Consider the following 18,003-nt stretch of genomic DNA (forward strand, 5'->3'; position numbering starts at 1 on the left):
TCCTCCATATTATTTTAATGAAAATGACAGGCTTAAAGCCAATAAAGACATTCAGGAATGAACAAAGTTATATCTTTCAATAGAGAAAGCCGATAATACTTTAAGTAAACTTAAATAATATTGCAGTTACAAAGGTGTAAATAAACTCAACACCTCCTTCTTTATTTATCAGAATTCTTTTTAGGTGCGTGTGAGATGTACTGTAAAGCGATTAAACGTGTAACAATTAATGCCAAGTACATAACGCCACAAAACATTTGTAACATCGCTAGAACACGTGCTGGTGGGCTAAGAGGCATGAGGTCAGACAGCCCTGTTGCTGACTGCAAACTAAAGCTTAAAAACAGTAAATCTAGCCAAGTTTGTATGTGATGGACATGGTTTGGATTTTGAAAGCTATTGGGAATTAATAGCTGACAAATGTTGTATAAAAATGCAAAACCCCAAGCGATTAGGGTAAAAACAGCTGCTGCTGCAAACAATTCATCCCGTGTTAGATATCGGTCGGCAAACATATAACGAAATAAACCATAAGCTGCCGAGAAATAAGCTAACGCTTCACAACTATGGGCAAAAATCTGGATCGTTAAATTGCTGTAGCCTAATAAAATAAAAACTGAAGATACAATTGCCCCACTTACAAATGTGAGGCCCAGAAAAGTGAACATGGGGGTCTGACGAATAACCTTAGCAATAATGAGTAAAGCGAGAACTCCTAATGCCCAAGTGAAGGTTCTATACGCCTCATTATCAAAAGTCAGCATGGCAAGAATAAGTAAAATGAACTGCACAAACAGCAACCATGCCGAAGGCAACAATCGAAAGCCTGCCCAAAACTCGATGATAGATCGCATTTAATTATTTTCCATTTTTTCTTTATGTTTTGAATTATAGAAAATCATACTGTACAAAAAATAGGATAAACAAGTTGTTCTTTATTAAGGAGCTTCTTTTGAGTAAGCCATACAAGAGAAACAAAAAAAGCCCCGTAGGGCTTTTTATGAGATGTTCAATATATTTTGATTAGTGATCCGATGCGCCAGAAGCCCCAATACCTGTCATTGAACGTACATATTGTGCATCGAAAGAAGCGCGTTCTTTTTTCGCACGTGCTGAGTTGTCAGTCACTGAGAAGAACCAGCAGCAAAGGAACGACAATGGCATCGCAAATAATGCAGGACCGTTAAATGGATTGATTGGTGTATCAGAGATTTTTAACGTATCAACCCACACTGCTTTAGACAAGATGATCAGTACAACCGCTGTTACCAAGCCAACCACACCACCGATAACTGCACCACGTGTAGTCAAACCTTTCCAGAACATTGAAAGAACAAGTACCGGGAAGTTTGCACAACATGCTACAGAGAATGCCAAACCTACCATGAATGCTACGTTTTGTTTTTCAAACAAAATACCCAAAATCATGGCAAAAACTGCTAAACCAAGTGTCGCGATTTTTGACATACGAAGTTCAGAAGCTGGAGTTGTTTGACCTTTCTTAAATACGTTAGCGTATAAGTCGTGCGAAATTGCAGATGCACCTGAAAGTGTTAAACCAGCAACAACAGCAAGAATCGTTGCGAACGCTACTGCTGAAATGAAGCCCATGAACAAGTCACCACCTAAAGCGTCACTTAGATGCACAGCCGCCATGTTGTTACCACCAACCAGCTCAAGCTTGCCTGACACTGCCATTTTTGCAACATCAAGGAATTGCGGGTTGTTTGATACGAACAAGATCGCACCAAAACCAATAATGAAAGTTAAAAGGTAGAAGTAACCAATGAAACCTGTTGCTACCACAACCGACTTACGTGCTTCTTTTGCATCTTTTACAGTGAAGAAACGCATAAGAATATGTGGAAGACCTGCGGTACCAAACATAAGCGCTAAACCAAGAGATAAAGCATCAATTGGATTTGCAGCAAGTTTACCTGGCCCCATAATTTTTGAAGCATCTTCAAAGCTTACGTTATGAACTTTACTAAACACTTCAATAGATTGGGTAAACATGTTGCTGAAGCTAAAACCAACCGCTTTCATTACCATGAATGCCATGAAGGTTGCACCGCTCAGTAACATCACCGCTTTAATGATTTGTACCCATGTGGTTGCCAACATGCCACCAAAAATTACATAGGCCATCATTAATAGACCAACGATGACTACAGCGATGTTGTAGTTCAAACCAAATAGCAATTTAATGAGCTGACCTGCACCCACCATTTGCGCAATCAAGTAAAACGCGACAACAACAAGCGAGCTAAAAGCAGCTAGAGTACGAACCGGTTTTTCTTCAAGGCGGAATGACACGACATCGGAAAGGTTATATTTACCGAGGTTACGTAAACGCTCTGCTACCAAGAATAAAACGATTGGCCAACCTACCATGAATCCGAGTGAATAGAGCAAGCCATCAAAACCTGAGCTAAATACCATTGCGGAAATACCAAGGAATGACGCCGCTGACATATAGTCACCCGCAATTGCCAAACCGTTTTGGAAACCGCTGATTCCACCACCCGCAGTATAGAAATCTTGTGCAGATTGGGTTTGCTTTGCAGCCCATTTAGTAATGAACAGTGTGAAACCAACAAAGATGACAAACATGATAATGGCATGCCAGTTGGTTGCTTGTTGCTCTGCTTCACCTAAATCTGGGCTTGCCATAGCAACTGTTGAATATAGCGATGCTGCACCCAATAGGGCTTTCGCTTTTAATGAGTTCCATTTCATATTAGTGTAATCCTTTCTCGTGCGTGATGGCTTCAACTTCCTTCAGCGCTTCTTCACTCAACTGGTCAAGGGTATTATTTGCGATATAGGAATAGACACCACAGAGTAGGAAAGATAAAACAATAATTCCTAAACCAAGCGGGATACCCCATGTCGTTACACCACCACTAAAGGAACTCATCAAAAATTCTTTGTTGTAGCCCACAAGTAGCATAAAGCCCACATACAGCACTAACATGATGATGGTGAGCGTCCAGCTTAATGCACTTTTTTTCTTGACCATTTTTTGAAACTTTGGATTGCGTAGAATCTGTTCTACTTGGCTCTGATCCATAACCAAACTCCTTACCTAGTGCCCAACCTTGGTCACTTTTTTTTAATGTATTTTTTCATAATTAAAGTTAGCAAGATTCCAGCTTAGTCGTAACTTAGACTTTGGTCGTTAAAATTTAATCAATTTATAGCTTTGTTTCGGCATAGGTTATGATAGACACAAGGTTTCACTTATGTAGGTCATATGAACAGCTGGCTGATTATTGGGGTTCTCACTCTTTATATTGCGCTTTTATTTGTCTGTGCTTTTTTTGGTGAGAAGCATGCCAGTCGTCTCGGCACACGTGGCCGCATGTTTTTATTTAGTTTAACTTTAGGTGTCTACTGTTCTTCATGGACATTTTATGGTGCAACCGGCGCTGCCGTACGTGAAGGCGTTATCTTTTTACCTATTTATTTAGGTCCACTTTTATTTGTCTGGTTTGGTTATGATATCTGGCGGCGTTTAGGTCGAGTTCGCCAGCATCATGCGATTTCCTCGATCGCTGACTTTGTCGCAGCACGCTATGGTAAAAGTGGTGTACTCGCCTCATTAGTGACTATTCTTGCCGTTATTGCGATTATTCCCTATCTCGCCTTACAGCTCCGTGCGATTGCTTTAAGTACCTCTGTCATTATGGAGCAAAGCTCGCATATTCATACGACGACTAACAGCGTGTTATTGCTCACCAGTGTACTCGCAATTTTGGCCATGATTTTTGGTACACGGCAAATTGCAAACACGGAACAACACGGCGGACTCATGCTAGCAGTTGCATTTGAGTCGTTCGTGAAGTTATTTGCTCTACTTTGTGTGGCTTTATTTTTTATTTTTGAATCGCCAGCTAACCTCAGCCAAATGACCTCTGATGTAAATCAGACTTTTCAAGAAGTACAACTCTTTGGTGTACCCGAAACTTTCTGGATTCAAACCTTACTGGCAGGCTTAGCCATTATTTGTTTACCACGTCAGTTCCACGTGGCAGTGGTTGAACTACGCGATGAAAAACATATTCGCGGTGCTCGTAAGTGGTTCGCGGTTTATCTCATTTTAACTATTCTTGCGATTATTCCAATCGCAAGTTGGGCTTTACATGCCGCACCAAAGTTCCTGACTGTGCCCGATGTGGCTGTACTGTCCTTGCCTTTAAGTTATAACCAAGAGTGGCTCGCCTTACTGGCCTTTTTAGGCGGGTTCTCTGCATCAACAGGTATGTTACTGGTGTCATCAGTTGCTTTGTCTATCATGCTCAGTAACGACCTAATTATGCCAGCCTTGTGGCGTTTTAAGTTGCTGTCACGTCACGACAAACATTTACCTAAAGTTCTTAAATTTAGCCGTCGTATCAGTATTGTTGCGGTGATGCTGCTTGGCTTTTTATTCTTCCATTTCTTTAATGACATTAACCAACTTTCAGTATTTGGATTATTAGCGTTTAGTGCGGTAGCTCAATTTGCACCTGCACTGATTGGGGGGTTGTATTGGCGAGGTGGAAGCCGCCAAGGTGTTTATGCAGGACTCATCATTGGATTTTTAATGTGGAGTTATACTTTACTATTTCCAACGATTTTACGTAGCTTGCCTGAAGCCTATCAGGATGCTGCTCAAAGTATTTTGCTTTTTGGTCCTTTTGGCATTAACGCCTTACGTCCAGAGTCTCTATTTGGTTTTGAGTCATTTGCACCTTTAACTCATGGCGTGATTTGGTCACTTGGTTTAAATATTCTTTTATATATCTGGATTTCTAAGCTTTACCGTCCAAGTGTGGCCGAACAAATTCAGGCAGAAAGCTTTTTTTATTATGAAACCAAGCCTCTACCTTCACCGCATACATCTACCGATTTAACCTACCTCCCCCATGATGCAGCTCGCTTAAAAGTGGGTGATTTATTTGCCTTAGCCAAAAGAATTACGGGTGAGCAACCCACTACACAAGCGTTCGAAAACTTTTGTGAGCAAAACCACCTCACCCTTAACCCGAATAGTATTGCCAATGGCATGTGGTGGCGTTTTACCGAGCAATATCTGGCAGGTATTATCGGTGCCGCTTCTGCACGTACATTGCTGACTACAGCAATGATTAATAACGGTCTCGCTTTAGGACAAGTCGCTAATATTTTAGACCAAGCCTCACAATGGCAACGTTTTAATCAGAACCTACTTATGACCATGATTGACCACATGACCCAAGGAGTAAGTGTGGTTGATAAAAATATGTGTCTGGTCGCGTGGAACAACCAATATTTAAAACTATTTGGTTATCCAAAAGACCTTGTTTATGTCGGCTGCCCAATTGCCGACCTGATTCGTTATAACGCTGAACGCGGCGAATGTGGCCCCGGTTCAGTCGAAGAGCATGTACGCAAACGTCTTCACTGGATGAAAGTCGGAAGTGCCCACGAGTTTGAACGTATCCGTAAAGATGGCCGTGTGATTCAAATGCGAGGCAATCCTATTTCAGGTGGAGGCTTTGTGACGACATTTGCTGATATTACCGCTTTCCGTGCGAACGAAGCAGTCCTAGAAGCTCGTGTAAAAGATCGAACCCAGCAGCTTGCCGATGCCTTAACAGAACAACAGCTTGCACGTGAACAAGCTGATATGGCCAATATGTCAAAAAGTCGATTTATTGCAGCGGCAAGTCACGACTTATTGCAACCTATGCATGCGGCTCGTCTGTTTAGTACTGTTCTTGAGCAAAGTATTTCGACAGAAGAAGACCGTCAAACCTTACAACAACTTGACCGAGCACTCTATGGTGCCGAAAGTATGCTGTCTGCCCTACTCGATATCGCTCGTTTAGAAGGGGGCAGTATCCAACCGAAAAGACAGCCTTATCCTCTACACGATTTATTAAGCGATCTCGAACTACAGTTTAAGTCGATCGCTGCACAGCGGAACATTTCACTAAAAGTTCATGATGTATCGTTCTGGATTGATACCGATCCACAGTGGATTCGTCGTATTATTCAAAACTTTGTCAGCAATGCTTTACGCTATACCGCCAAAGGTCGAGTGGTGGTTGGTGTACTCCGTTCCGCACAACAGCCGAATCATATTCGAATTGGCGTTTGGGATACCGGACCAGGTATTGCTGAAGAACAACGAATTAAGCTTTTCCAAGAATTTGAACGTTGTGGACATTTGTCACCTTGGGGTGAACAAGGTTTAGGATTAGGGCTCGCCATCGTCCAACGTATGACAGGTTTGCTAAATTACCCAGTTCATGTGTACTCAGAGTTGGGCAAAGGCTCATGCTTTATGATTGAGGTGCCTATTGTGGAGCCACCAAAAGTTGCAACTCCGACTGTACAAGCAGTGCCTTTAAAAACTAAAGCTTACCGTATTTTATGCTTAGACAACGATGAAACTATTTTAGAGGGTATGAGTAGTTTATTAGGTCGATGGGGTTATCAGGTGTTCAAAGCTACCGAACCTGAGCAGGCTTTAGAAATTATTCAAAAAGAAAATATTCAGGTTTGGCTCATTGACCAACACTTGAATAACAATCAGCTAGGCGTTGATTTTATTAATCAAAATCGTCAAGAAGATGTTCCAGTGGCTTTAATTACAGCAGATTCTCACCCAGAATTACCACAGCAACTCAAAGAGCTGAATATTGTTTTACTTAAAAAACCACTTAAACCTGCCTCATTAAGAGCTTGGTTATCTGGGCTTAAAATTGCCAGCACAGCAGACTAATCTTTTTTCGCTCCTCAACCTTTCATAGGTTTGGGAGCGATTCTTGGCAAAAATGTTTGGCTAAATTTAAGCCAATAGGCAGAACTGCTCAAAAAGTCTACTTTTACCTAATAAAGTATTGACCAAAATTTCCAAAGACTCTTTTTCTATGGCAAAGCCCACCTTTTTTGTAAGTGAACACGTGTACACCTAGTTACAATTTAATAAACCATTGTTTTTATAATTATTTATTTACTAAAAACCACCATATACGACTTTAGTCGTATTCTACTTGCTTTCTGCATGACACATAAATATTCAAAACGCATTTTATTTGTCTGAAAATTTATTTTGCCTTATCGCCCCCTGCTCATGAATTAACGCAAAGGACCACTGCCATGAATATTTCTGATAACAACCCGCAAGGGCAACTTTCGTCTCAACAATTTTATCGCCAATACAGTGCCAATGCCTTACTTCCAGAATTAGATTGGCAGAGTATTTTTCCACATAGCAAACTAAGCGAAGCACATATCAAAGCACTTAACACAATTTATCAGTGTGCTGTACCTCTCGCGCTTAATGTATTTCACGATCTAAATTTTGATGTATTTGCACCTGCTGCTTATCATCCACAAGGCTTGGGCTTATTCGACAAGTTAGCGCAACAAGAAGAAAACTTCTTAAAAGTCCTTACTGCTGAGAGTGAAAATCTTGATCACGACACACGCCATCAAATCTGGAGCATGCTTCTCCGTGGCGGTGCTGTTCTGGTTTTCAAGGCTTGGCTTGGTCATGTCAAACTTGGAGAAAACCAGTTAGATATGACTCAGTTTGATGAGCTTTCTGACTTGCTCTTTATTAAGACACCTCCACATCAACTTGCTGAACGTTTGCATGTAGATGAAAAAGCAAAACTTGACCATATCTTCTTAATGTATGGCAATGACATTTTCCTTGATCGATTCAATAGTCTGGAAACTGCTGCTCTGTTCGTTGATTTAGGTGTTTATGATGCAGCTTTCTTAAGCTTACGTGATGACCGGGTAGCTGAATATTTAAAAAGCAAAGGCTATGTGACCCAAGAACAAATTGATGATTTGCAATGTGCGCTTAACCCACTGTACTGCGACAGCCTAACACCAAAGCAAGATTGCCTTGCCTAAGTGGAACATATAAAAAAAGACCTCAATTGAGGTCTTTTTTTATTTTTAGATTTTCTTATCTTCAATATTTAATGCACTAATTGCCAATACAGCCTGAGTACGATTTTGCACACCTAATTTTCTAAAAATAGCAGTTACATGGGCTTTAATAGTGGCTTCTGAAACATCGAGCTCATAAGCGATTTGTTTATTTAACAAGCCTTCAGCAACCATCATCAAAACACGAAATTGCTGAGGCGTTAAAGACTGAATACGTTCAGCCAAAGCTGTTTCATCTGCTGCTCTCGGGTCAAGATTAATATTTGATGGTAGGTTTGGTGGTAACCAGATTTCGCCATCTAAAACTTGACGAATCGCTTCACCAATATGACTTGGATGAGCCGATTTAGGAATATAACCCATTGCACCATGTGCAATCGCACGTTGAATAATTGAAGCTTCTTCGTGTGCAGAAACAACAATAATAGGAATAGCTGGATATTGTGCTCTTACATAGACCAGAGCCGAAAAGCCTGAAGCACCCGGTAAATTTAAATCGAGTAATACCAGATCAGGTTCTGCCCCATTTTCCAAACGCTCATAAAACTCATCAACCGAAGCTGTTTCATGAATTTGTGCCTGTGGCAGGCTATAACGTACTGCTTGAATTAAAGCATGACGAAACAAAGGATGATCATCAACGATTAAAATATTCATAAGCGATTAAAGTAATCTTGAGCATAAGTATGGCCTATTGTAACCCTACTATTTAGATGAAAGATATGCTCATGTTATCCATTTTTATGCAAAATGTTGATAAATTCTGAACTTAGCCTCAATTTTCAGATGTTTTTACCTTTTAATCAAAATTAATCTGTTTTTTATATAAGCTTACTTTTTATTATAAAAAATATATCACCTATAATTATATGAAATAAAAACAGCAACTTAAATAAATTACAAAGTATAAAAATCAACTATTTAGGTTTTATATTTAAAACTGATAAGGTTGACCAATTTCGTTATTTTACAGTTTGCCGTCATTGTTGATTAATAAGTCCAATGTTGTTTTTTAGGCTTAGGAACCAAATCATGACTGGTATCGCATCATCAAAACCTTTAAATATTGTTGCCGTTTCTGGTGGCTTAAATACCCCATCTAAAACCGAAAGTCTGGTTCAGGCCATTCTTGATGAATTATCTGAAGCAATTGATATTAAAGTTCACTTTATTAAATTAAGTGAAATCGGACCATTATTAGGCGGTGCATTTTATCGCAACCAACTTCCACAGCGTGTACAAGATGACCTTGCAGCAGTTGAAGCAGCAGATGCTCTCATTGTGGGTACTCCTGTTTACCGCGCCTCTTTTACAGGTCTTTTCAAACACTTTTTCGATTTTGTTGAACAAACGGCATTGGTCGATGTGCCTGTACTTTTAGCTGCATCAGGCGGTAGTGATCGTCATGCGCTCGTACTCGAGCACCAACTCCGCCCATTGTTTAGCTTCTTCCAAGCGCAAACTTTACCAATTGGCGTATACGCGACAGATCGTGACTTTACCCCTGAATACACGGTGAAAAGTGAGCAATTAGCTGACCGTATTACACTAGCAGTAGCGCGTGCGTTGCCAATTTTAGAATGGGCGCCAGCAAAAGGTAAACGTGCCGAGGTGATCAAATCTAAGACCCAGCAAGCGAATCAAGAGCTAGGTATTAACAAGCAAATTGAACAAGAAGAAGTATTACCTTCAGCGGCTGTACCAAATCTTGATGCAGCAGAGTCTCGTTTGCATCACAAGTCTGGCAAATCATTAACGCATGTTGCCTAAGCTCAACATGGCTAAATAAAAATAACGAATGGGGAGAGCGTACCATGACGCAATTACAACAACCGATTAAATTTGCTTATTGGGTACCAAATGTAAGCGGTGGCCTTGTAGTAAGTAACATCGAACAGCGTACAGACTGGAGTTATGACTACAATGTTCGACTTGCACAGGCTGCCGAAAACAATGGTTTTGAATATGCGCTCACTCAAATTCGTTTTACGGCGGGCTATGGGGCAGAAAACCAGCATGAATCTGTGAGTTTCAGTCATGCATTACTTGCAAAAACTGAAAAACTTAAAGTGATTGCGGCGATTCTGCCCGGCCCTTGGAAACCGGCACTTGCAGCTAAACAGCTGGCTACAATTGACTATCTAACTCAAGGCCGTATTGCGATTAACGTGGTAAGTGGCTGGTTCAGAGGCGAGTTTGACGCGATTGGTGAAGAGTGGCCTGAGCATGATGAACGTTATGTCCGCTCCGAAGAATTTATTCGCACGCTAAAAGGAATCTGGACCACCGACAACTATAGTTTCGATGGTAAATACTACCAGTTCCAAAACTACACGCTTAAACCGAAACCTTTGCAAAAGCCTTACATTGAAGTTTTCCAAGGTGGTAGCTCACGTGCTGCACGTGATATGGCTTCTCGCGTTTCTGACTGGTATTTCACTAACGGCAATACCGTCGAAGAAATTCAAAAACAAGTAGAAGACATTCGTACCAAAGCAAAAGCCAATAACCATCAGGTTAAAATTGGTGTAAATGCGTTCATTATTGCTAGAGATACCGAAGAAGAAGCAAAAGCGGTACTGCAAGAAATTATTGATAAAGCCAACACTGAAGCCGTAAATGCGTTTGGCGATGCAACTCGTGAAGCAGGTGCAGCTTCTCCAGAGCAACAAGGTAACTGGGCAAAATCAACTTTTGAAGATTTAGTGCAATACAACGATGGCTTTAAAACCAATTTAATTGGTACACCTCAGCAAATTGCAGAGCGTATTGTGGCGCTTAAAAATGTAGGTGTCGATTTGGTACTTTCCGGATTCTTACACTTTATTGAAGAGGTGGAATATTTCGGAGAAAAAGTTCTGCCGCTCGTTCGTCAGTTAGAACTTCAACAGGAAAAGGAGGTAGAAATCCAAGCGAAATCAGCCTAAAAAACTCCAGTTAAAACAGCGCAAGATAATAAAAACAACAAATTAAAATAAAGTTTTATTGGCTCCAAGACTCGGCTTGGAGCTTTTATTTTTTAAGGTTTCTCAACTTCTCGAACGACTGTTTCAACCGAATATCGGCACCATTTTGAAAGAACCTCAATAAATTCATTTAATGCTGCAGGTTCAAAATGACTGACAATCATATAACAAGCATTGCCCATGACTTTAAAGCATTCATCGATTTGTTCGTATTGCTTCACTAAATTTTCAATTTCTTCAAAAGCGCGTTGTTCATTTAAATGCAAATGAATAAATTGTTTATACGAATAGTGAACGGCAATGGTGTAGTTTTTGATAACCCCAGCATCCATTAATTGAGCAATTCGAGCACCCACAGCCTGCCCCGTCCGGTGAACTCGCTGCCCGATTTCTTTATTTGTCAGACGAGAATCTTGTTTGAGTAATGCAATAATTTTTAGATCAATCGGGTCTAATTCAATATTCATTTTTCATGGCGAAAGAAAACTAGCGTTAATGCTTTCATAGGACTATAGCCGATTTTACTGACAGAGAATAACCTTGTTTTATCTTATATGAACAAGAGTGTTCTCATGAAACAAGCACTGTTAGTTATCGATGTTCAAAATGATTATTTTAAAAATGGCAAAATGGAATTGGTTGGGCCAGATCAAGCGCTCGATAAAATAAAGCAGCTGGAACAATATTTTAACGAGAAAAACTTACCCATTATTTATGTGCAGCATATTAACCCGCCACAAGCCAGCTTCTTTCAAGAAAATACAGATGGAGTGTTACTTCATCCTGAACTCAATGTTCACAATGACTCATTGGTTGTAACAAAGCATTATCCAAATAGTTTTTTAGAAACCAATTTAGATGAACTTTTAAAAGCACATCAAATTGAGCAACTCGTGATTACAGGTATGATGACTCATATGTGTATTGATTCAGGGACACGCGCAGCGAAAGAACTTGGCTATCAACCCATCTTAATTGCAGACGCTACCGCAACACGTGATTTAAGCTATGCTGGAAAGACTGCAAAAGCTGAAGATGTACAAACTGCGTTTTTAACTGCGCTTAGTACGTTTGCAAATGTACAAAATACTGCTGACTTTTTAGCAAACTATTAATCGAGCTTAATAAAAAAAGCCCCATTTGGGGCTTTTTAAAATTAGTTTTGCTTATCGGGATAAACCGTTGCAATTAACTGATCTACCACAGCAGGTTCCGCCAAGGTTGAAGTATCGCCTAAACTATCAAGCTCGTTTGCCGCGATCTTTCTTAAAATACGGCGCATAATTTTACCCGAACGGGTTTTTGGTAATGCTGGCGCCCAGTGCAAGGCATCTGGCGAAGCTACTGGCCCAAGTACTTTACGTACCCAGTTGATTAACTCTTTACGCAGCTCTTCCGACTCTGGAACTCCCGCTTGTAAGGTCACAAAAGTACAAATACCCTGACCTTTAATATCATGCGGCATACCTACTACGGCTGCTTCTGCTACCGATTCATGCGAAACAAGAGCACTTTCAATTTCAGCCGTACCTAAACGGTGGCCTGAAACGTTTAAGACATCGTCAACACGGCCTGTAATCCAGTAATAACCATCTTCATCACGGCGGGCGCCATCACCTGTAAAATAAGTATTTTTGAAGGTTGAGAAATACGCCTCAATAAAGCGGTCTGGATCACCCCAAATGGTACGCATCTGACCTGGCCATGAATCTTTAATCACAAGGTTACCTTCAGCTGCACCTTCTAACTCATTACCTTCACCATCTACAATGGCTGGTTGAATACCAAATAAAGGACGCGTTGCCGAACCTGGTTTTAAAGCTGTTGCACCCGGTAATGGCGCAATCAAAATACCACCTGTCTCAGTTTGCCACCATGTATCAACAATTGGGCAACGGCCTTCGCCGACAACATTGTAGTACCAGTTCCAAGCCTCTGGGTTAATAGGTTCACCCACTGAACCTAACAAACGCAGGCTACTACGGTTACTTTCACGTACATACGAATCGCCTTCTCGCATCATGGCACGAATCGCGGTTGGCGCTGTATATAGAATAGAGACTTTATGTTTATCGACCACATGACCAAGACGTGCCCATGTTGGATATTGAGGTACACCTTCGAACATTAAGGTGGTCGTACCATTTGCCAACGGACCATAAATCAGATAACTATGCCCTGTAATCCAACCAATATCGGCTGTACACCAATACACATCGTCTTGTTTTAAATCGAAGACTTCTTTAAAAGTACTGGTTACATAGACCAGATAACCGCCTGTGGTATGCAATACCCCTTTGGGTTTTCCTGTTGAGCCTGAGGTATAAAGAATAAATAAAGGGTCTTCTGCCTTCATTGGTTCTGGAGGACAGTCAGCGTCCACCTCCATAATAATAAGGTGATACCACAAATCACGGCCTGGCTTCATTTCAATTGGGTTTGCATTGCGGTAAACCACAATTACGTTTTCAACGCACTCGGTACCCGGCAATGCTAAAGCCAAATCGACGTTTTCTTTCAGGGGTAATAGTTTGCCAGCACGTAGACTTGAGTCTGCGGTAATCACCAGTTTAGCTTGGCTGTCTTCAATACGACTTGCCAATGAGTCTGGCGAAAAACCGCCAAATACCACGCAGTGCACCGCACCAATACGAGCACAGGCTAACATGGCAATTGCAGCTTCTGTCACCATTGGCATATACAACACAACGCGGTCACCTTTACCAATGCCATATTTCTTTAAAACGTTGGCAAAGCGGCAGACTTCATCATGTAATTCTTTATAAGAAACAATTTTATGACGAGAAGGATGGTCTCCTTCCCAAATAATTGCAGGTTTATGAGGATGTTCTTTAAGATGCCTGTCCAAGCAGTTTGCTGATACGTTCAACTCACCATCAGCAAACCATTCAATCTTGAAATTGTCTTTGTCAAAACTAGTATTTTTAACTTGGGTAAATGGCTTTATCCAATCGACAATTTTAGCTTGCTCTGCCCAGAATGCATCTGAGTTCTCGATAGAGTGTTGATAACGTTTAAAGTAGTCTGCTTCAACAGTACGAGCTGTTTTTTTAAATTCCTCTGGTACTGGATAGATCTCATTCATACGCAACTTCCTTGATCTTGTGCATCCCATCTCGAGACTGTGGCTATTATTTTACTGGATCTTATTTGTATGCCTTTTCAGTATGATGACTCTTTTAAAGCCTAGACAATCCGACTTTGGTCATATATTAACCACTTACTCAAGCATACGAAATTTTGAACATTTTTATAAAATTAAGTTGATTTAAAACATTTGTCTATAGCTTTTACTTTTATAATTTTTTTAAGTTTTGATGGTTTTGACCATCAACAAAGATTATTTTAACTTTTAGACGCAGCACAGGAATAAAATAATATGTTTGCCGAAACGCCCTCTTCACGTCCACCACAACTTCCATTTAAAGACAGCCCTTTTTCAATTCATGGTCGCTTTAACCGCATGAGTTATTTGGGTGGTTATGGCCTAATTTATTTAGTCACCCTTATAGGTTATTTCATTTTGGCTTCATTTCTTGGAAGTTTTCAGCTTTCAAGTAATCTATTTAATTTTGAGTTTTACAGTTCTCTTTCTGGCGTAAGTGCTTTAGTCGTCTGGGCTTTTTGGCTATTTTTGATTTATTTAAATATTGTTCTGGTTGTTAGACGTTTGCACGATTTAAATAAAAGTGGCTGGATGGGGCTGCTGCTATTTATTCCAGTCGTACAGTTCTTTTTCATGATCTATCTACTGCTTGCCTCTGGTACAGCAGGCGCCAATCAATATGGTCCAGCTCGACCTTCAACATTTATAGAAAAACTGATGGCTTGGCTTATTTTGTTAGCTATTTTAATTAGTCTCATTTCCACAGCAGGATTTTTTTATTATTTCTCTGGGACCGATACCCTAGAAACACCAACACAAATCTTACAAAAAGGAACGCAATACTTTTAATTAAAAAACACTTTATTATTTAGTTGAACTCATTATAGTAGGCGCACATTTTATCTCCTACTATGATGGAAGCTGAAAAATAGCTTTCATGAATTTATTCAATCGAGACTTGTCGTGGCTGATGAACAAAAATCCTTAACGGATGTTGCAAAAAATACAGGCGAACTGTTACAAGAAGCGGGTACTAAAACCACTCAAACGGTTTTAGCACATACCGAGAAATATCATGATGCCTATACCACTATCGACAAAATTGTAGATAGTTTCTGGGAACGTGTACCTTATATCTGCATTGCGATTACCGTTTTTATTATTTTTTGGCTACTGACCAAATTATTTAAGTTCTTTGTTCGTAAGACTTTAGAAAATCGCTCTTATACTCGCCAAAATCTGGTACTTGTTTTAAACCGTGTCGGCAGTACAACAATTTTATTCTTTGGTTTCTTAATTGCTCTCGTCATTATGATTCCAGGGTTCACACCGGGCCAACTCATGAGTGCCTTAGGTATTGGTTCGGTCGCAATTGGTTTTGCGTTTAAAGATATTTTCCAAAACTTGCTCTCGGGTATTTTGATTTTATTAAGCGAGCCATTCCGTATTGGTGATTCAATTGTTGTAAATTCGCTTGAAGGAACTGTTGAAGATATTCAGATTCGTGCAACCTTCTTACGCTCACCAGATGGCCGTCGTATTGTTATTCCAAACGCAACTGTTTATACAAGTGCCTTAACGGTAAATACAGCCTATCAACAACGACGCTGCGAGTTTGTGGTTGGAATTGGCTATGACGACGATGAGCAAAAAGCGAAGCAAATTATTTTAGATATTCTCAATAATGACCGAAATGTACTGAGTCAGCCTGCTTTTTCGGTTAACGTGACAGCTCTAGCCGACTTCTCGGTTAACCTTACGGTACGCTGGTGGATTAATACCACTGAGACAGATATTTCGTCATCTACAAGCACTATTCAAGCCGAAGTAAAACAAGCCTTCAATGCAAATGGCATTAATATTCCTTACCCTATTCAGGAATTAAAAATGGCTGCAAATCATTTGCCATTGAATGCTGATAACTCAGCTAAATAAACGCCCTAAAATATAAGAAATAGACGTTTCGGTTCTTAAAATACGGTTGCCTAAGCTCACAGCTTGGCAGCCGTTTTTTGTGAGTAAATCAATTTCATAGGGAATGAAGCCACCTTCGGGCCCCACGACAATACTGCAAGCATGGTCAATGTTACTTGGCATACTCTGCTCAGCATAAGGATGAGCCACATAGACAGGAGATTCTTCTGAAATGAGTGTTGGCAAAACGTCTTCAACAAAAGGTTTAAAACGTTTATACATCTGAACTTCAGGAACGATGGTGTCACCCGCTTGTTCAAGTCCAAGCGTAACGTATTGATCAATTTGTTGTAAAAAAGGGGTTTGCCAATAGCTTTTATCAACGCGATAACTATGAATTAGGCTTATCTTTTCAACACCTAAAGTCACGCTATCCATAATTAAACGGCGTAAAACCTTAGGTCTTGGCAAAGCCACAATTAAATGAACTGGAAGTTTTGCCGGTACTGCTTCTTTAAGAATGGGGCGTACACCAACTTTTTGCTCATCAATCGAAATAATTTCTGTGACATAACGAGCACCATTACGAATACCAACTTTCAGATTTTGGCCAACCGTAATATCAAGATGTTCACGTAAATGTTGTAATTGGCGCTTTGAATGAATCGACCAGATTTCTGACTGAGTATCTTCAGGTTCTAGTAAAACAATATTCATGGTTTTTCGGCCAAATACCGGTTAATTACCCCAATATGTTTTTGTAATGAACCTTGGTTACGCTGTAATACTTTATGCGCCTGTACCACTAACTGTTCAGTGGCTTCAGGTTCTGCCAGACAAGCCAACCAGATATCAACGACCTGCTGTGCATCTTGAGCAATCAGTACGCCATTTTCATCAATGAACTCATCAACAATTGTTTGAAAGTTGAAATAACGAGGTCCAACCACTGTAGGTACATTTAAAACCATAGGTTCTAAAATATTATGTCCACCACCCGGCTCATTTAAAGAACCCCCTACAAAGCACACCTGACTTAAGGCGTACCATAACCAAAGCTCCCCCATGCTATCGGCCAAGTAAACCTGCGTGCTGGCATGAATACTCTGCCCCATGCTTCTTCGATGAGTGACTAAATTTAAATTTTGGCAAACCTCAAATACTTCATCGAAGCGTTCAGGATGGCGCGGTACAACTATACATACCAACTCACGATCTGAATTTAAATGAGGTGCAAGTGCCTCCAAAATTTGTTGTTCTTCGGGTGCATGTGTACTGGCAATCGTCACAACCTGACGATTTGCCAAATACCACTGCTGATGCAATTGGGCAGCTTGCTTAATAAAAGCCTCAGGCGCATGAATATCAAACTTAATATTTCCAACAACCTGACTTTTATGCTCGTCTAAACCAAGCTCGACATAACGCTGACGGGTTGCACTATCTTGTGCTAATACCCAATCGATTTGCTTTAACATACCGGCAGTTAAACTTGAGACTTTGCTATAACCTTTTGCTGACTTTTCAGATAAGCGAGCATTAAGCAACAAACAAGGCACATGCTGCAACTTGGCTTGATCGATTAAATTTGGCCAAAGCTCTGTTTCAACTAGTGCTAAAAGTCTCGGTTGGTATGACTCGAAAAATTGTTTTAAAAGCGGTTTTTGGTCTACAGGCAAATAAACCGCTTGGAATAAATCTAGATAGGGTTCTTTTAAAAAAAGTGACTTGGCACGAGCCTGACCTGTTTTTGTAGTATTGGTCACTAAAACTGGCTGCCCAAGTTTGAGATAGTGCTCAATGAGTGGCTGTGCAGCATTGGTTTCCCCGACTGAAACAGCATGAAACCAGATGGCTTTTACATTCTTCGGATCTTCAAACGGCCCAAATCTTTCCAGACATTCCTGATGATATAATTCCAGACTTTCTGCACGTCTTTTTATCCGCCAGCGATAAAACGGTTTTAATAAATGGAGTGCTGTGTTGTACCAAAATGGGGTCGCCAAGCGGTTTGCCTCAAATAGTCAAAATTTAAAAACTGGGGAAAATATAACATAG

Annotated in this window: 15 protein-coding genes; 7 read left to right on the forward strand and 8 right to left on the reverse strand. The window is 40.4% G+C overall.

Features of this window, described 5'->3' with window-relative positions; translation table 11 throughout:
• Nucleotides 1–161 precede the first annotated feature (161 nt).
• The 3 genes from ACG59Z_RS07850 to ACG59Z_RS07860 all read right to left on the reverse strand — a co-directional run bounded on the left by ACG59Z_RS07850 (nucleotide 162) and on the right by ACG59Z_RS07860 (nucleotide 3,073).
• Complete coding sequence (locus tag ACG59Z_RS07850; protein ID WP_311069932.1) at nucleotides 162–854, reverse strand: ion channel; 693 nt, start codon at nucleotides 852–854, stop codon at nucleotides 162–164.
• Between the two features lie 169 nt (nucleotides 855–1,023).
• Nucleotides 1,024–2,739: a cation acetate symporter gene (locus ACG59Z_RS07855; RefSeq protein ID WP_311087242.1), complete on the reverse strand. Its 1,716-nt coding sequence runs from the start codon at nucleotides 2,737–2,739 to the stop codon at nucleotides 1,024–1,026.
• 1 nt (nucleotide 2,740) lies between these two features.
• Complete coding sequence (locus tag ACG59Z_RS07860; protein WP_000372818.1) at nucleotides 2,741–3,073, reverse strand: DUF485 domain-containing protein; 333 nt, start codon at nucleotides 3,071–3,073, stop codon at nucleotides 2,741–2,743.
• Between the two features lie 183 nt (nucleotides 3,074–3,256).
• On the opposite strand from ACG59Z_RS07860, the gene ACG59Z_RS07865 reads away from it, so the two are divergent.
• Nucleotides 3,257–6,754, forward strand: coding sequence for a PAS domain-containing hybrid sensor histidine kinase/response regulator (locus ACG59Z_RS07865; protein ID WP_031955591.1), 3,498 nt, complete (start codon nucleotides 3,257–3,259; stop codon nucleotides 6,752–6,754).
• 377 nt (nucleotides 6,755–7,131) lie between these two features.
• Nucleotides 7,132–7,899 (forward strand): hypothetical protein, encoded by a 768-nt coding sequence (locus tag ACG59Z_RS07870; protein WP_209045261.1) that lies wholly within the window; start codon nucleotides 7,132–7,134, stop codon nucleotides 7,897–7,899.
• A 45-nt stretch (nucleotides 7,900–7,944) separates the two neighbouring features.
• On the opposite strand, the gene ACG59Z_RS07875 is transcribed toward ACG59Z_RS07870, so the two are convergent.
• Nucleotides 7,945–8,595, reverse strand: coding sequence for a response regulator transcription factor (locus tag ACG59Z_RS07875; RefSeq protein ID WP_031955588.1), 651 nt, complete (start codon nucleotides 8,593–8,595; stop codon nucleotides 7,945–7,947).
• 375 nt (nucleotides 8,596–8,970) lie between these two features.
• Here ACG59Z_RS07875 and msuE point away from each other — a divergent pair, with 375 nt between their 5' ends.
• Both msuE and sfnG read left to right on the forward strand, forming a co-directional pair.
• The gene (gene msuE / locus ACG59Z_RS07880) at nucleotides 8,971–9,708 is read left to right on the forward strand and encodes an FMN reductase (RefSeq protein ID WP_031955587.1); all 738 of its coding nucleotides are present in this window, start codon (nucleotides 8,971–8,973) and stop codon (nucleotides 9,706–9,708) included.
• 44 nt (nucleotides 9,709–9,752) lie between these two features.
• Nucleotides 9,753–10,865 carry a dimethylsulfone monooxygenase SfnG gene (gene sfnG / locus ACG59Z_RS07885; RefSeq protein ID WP_311069935.1) on the forward strand — a complete coding sequence of 371 codons (1,113 nt, stop codon included), beginning with the start codon at nucleotides 9,753–9,755 and terminating at the stop codon, nucleotides 10,863–10,865.
• 92 nt (nucleotides 10,866–10,957) lie between these two features.
• On the opposite strand, the gene ACG59Z_RS07890 is transcribed toward sfnG, so the two are convergent.
• A complete protein-coding gene (locus tag ACG59Z_RS07890) occupies nucleotides 10,958–11,371 on the reverse strand; it encodes an Lrp/AsnC family transcriptional regulator (RefSeq protein WP_263614804.1) in 414 nt (137 codons plus the stop codon).
• Between the two features lie 105 nt (nucleotides 11,372–11,476).
• Between ACG59Z_RS07890 and ACG59Z_RS07895 the strand changes: the two genes are divergently transcribed.
• Nucleotides 11,477–12,019, forward strand: a complete 543-nt coding sequence (locus ACG59Z_RS07895; protein WP_400198778.1) for a cysteine hydrolase family protein — start codon at nucleotides 11,477–11,479, stop codon at nucleotides 12,017–12,019.
• A 41-nt stretch (nucleotides 12,020–12,060) separates the two neighbouring features.
• Here ACG59Z_RS07895 and acs read toward each other — a convergent pair whose 3' ends face one another.
• A complete protein-coding gene (gene acs, locus ACG59Z_RS07900; RefSeq protein ID WP_400198779.1) occupies nucleotides 12,061–14,010 on the reverse strand; it encodes an acetate--CoA ligase in 1,950 nt (649 codons plus the stop codon).
• A 294-nt stretch (nucleotides 14,011–14,304) separates the two neighbouring features.
• On the opposite strand from acs, the gene ACG59Z_RS07905 reads away from it, so the two are divergent.
• Nucleotides 14,305–14,880, forward strand: coding sequence for a DUF805 domain-containing protein (locus tag ACG59Z_RS07905; RefSeq protein WP_400198780.1), 576 nt, complete (start codon nucleotides 14,305–14,307; stop codon nucleotides 14,878–14,880).
• A 114-nt stretch (nucleotides 14,881–14,994) separates the two neighbouring features.
• On the forward strand, nucleotides 14,995–15,966 hold the full coding sequence (locus ACG59Z_RS07910; RefSeq protein WP_191012300.1) for a mechanosensitive ion channel family protein: 972 nt from the start codon (nucleotides 14,995–14,997) through the stop codon (nucleotides 15,964–15,966).
• Here the strand turns inward: ACG59Z_RS07910 and ACG59Z_RS07915 are convergent.
• Nucleotides 15,955–16,662: a 16S rRNA (uracil(1498)-N(3))-methyltransferase gene (locus ACG59Z_RS07915; protein WP_400198781.1), complete on the reverse strand. Its 708-nt coding sequence runs from the start codon at nucleotides 16,660–16,662 to the stop codon at nucleotides 15,955–15,957. The two genes, ACG59Z_RS07910 and ACG59Z_RS07915, sit on opposite strands and share 12 nt — an antisense overlap.
• Nucleotides 16,659–17,951 (reverse strand): 3-deoxy-D-manno-octulosonic acid transferase, encoded by a 1,293-nt coding sequence (locus ACG59Z_RS07920; RefSeq protein ID WP_343568925.1) that lies wholly within the window; start codon nucleotides 17,949–17,951, stop codon nucleotides 16,659–16,661. Before ACG59Z_RS07920 ends, ACG59Z_RS07915 begins: the two co-directional genes overlap by 4 nt.
• Between the last annotated feature and the right edge of the window lie 52 nt (nucleotides 17,952–18,003).

This window comes from Acinetobacter sp. ABJ_C1_1, assembly GCF_044684115.1.
GTDB classification, from domain to species: domain Bacteria; phylum Pseudomonadota; class Gammaproteobacteria; order Pseudomonadales; family Moraxellaceae; genus Acinetobacter; species Acinetobacter nosocomialis_A.

Excerpts from the sequence above, each read along its gene's own strand:
- ACG59Z_RS07850 (WP_311069932.1), bottom strand. The coding sequence starts at position 854 with ATGCGATCTATCATCGAGTTTTGGGCAGGCTTTCGATTGTTGCCTTCG.
- ACG59Z_RS07855 (WP_311087242.1), bottom strand. The coding sequence starts at position 2,739 with ATGAAATGGAACTCATTAAAAGCGAAAGCCCTATTGGGTGCAGCATCG.
- ACG59Z_RS07860 (WP_000372818.1), bottom strand. The coding sequence starts at position 3,073 with ATGGATCAGAGCCAAGTAGAACAGATTCTACGCAATCCAAAGTTTCAA.
- ACG59Z_RS07865 (WP_031955591.1), top strand. The coding sequence starts at position 3,257 with ATGAACAGCTGGCTGATTATTGGGGTTCTCACTCTTTATATTGCGCTT.
- ACG59Z_RS07870 (WP_209045261.1), top strand. The coding sequence starts at position 7,132 with ATGAATATTTCTGATAACAACCCGCAAGGGCAACTTTCGTCTCAACAA.
- ACG59Z_RS07875 (WP_031955588.1), bottom strand. The coding sequence starts at position 8,595 with ATGAATATTTTAATCGTTGATGATCATCCTTTGTTTCGTCATGCTTTA.
- msuE (WP_031955587.1), top strand. The coding sequence starts at position 8,971 with ATGACTGGTATCGCATCATCAAAACCTTTAAATATTGTTGCCGTTTCT.
- sfnG (WP_311069935.1), top strand. The coding sequence starts at position 9,753 with ATGACGCAATTACAACAACCGATTAAATTTGCTTATTGGGTACCAAAT.
- ACG59Z_RS07890 (WP_263614804.1), bottom strand. The coding sequence starts at position 11,371 with ATGAATATTGAATTAGACCCGATTGATCTAAAAATTATTGCATTACTC.
- ACG59Z_RS07895 (WP_400198778.1), top strand. The coding sequence starts at position 11,477 with ATGAAACAAGCACTGTTAGTTATCGATGTTCAAAATGATTATTTTAAA.
- acs (WP_400198779.1), bottom strand. The coding sequence starts at position 14,010 with ATGAATGAGATCTATCCAGTACCAGAGGAATTTAAAAAAACAGCTCGT.
- ACG59Z_RS07905 (WP_400198780.1), top strand. The coding sequence starts at position 14,305 with ATGTTTGCCGAAACGCCCTCTTCACGTCCACCACAACTTCCATTTAAA.
- ACG59Z_RS07915 (WP_400198781.1), bottom strand. The coding sequence starts at position 16,662 with ATGAATATTGTTTTACTAGAACCTGAAGATACTCAGTCAGAAATCTGG.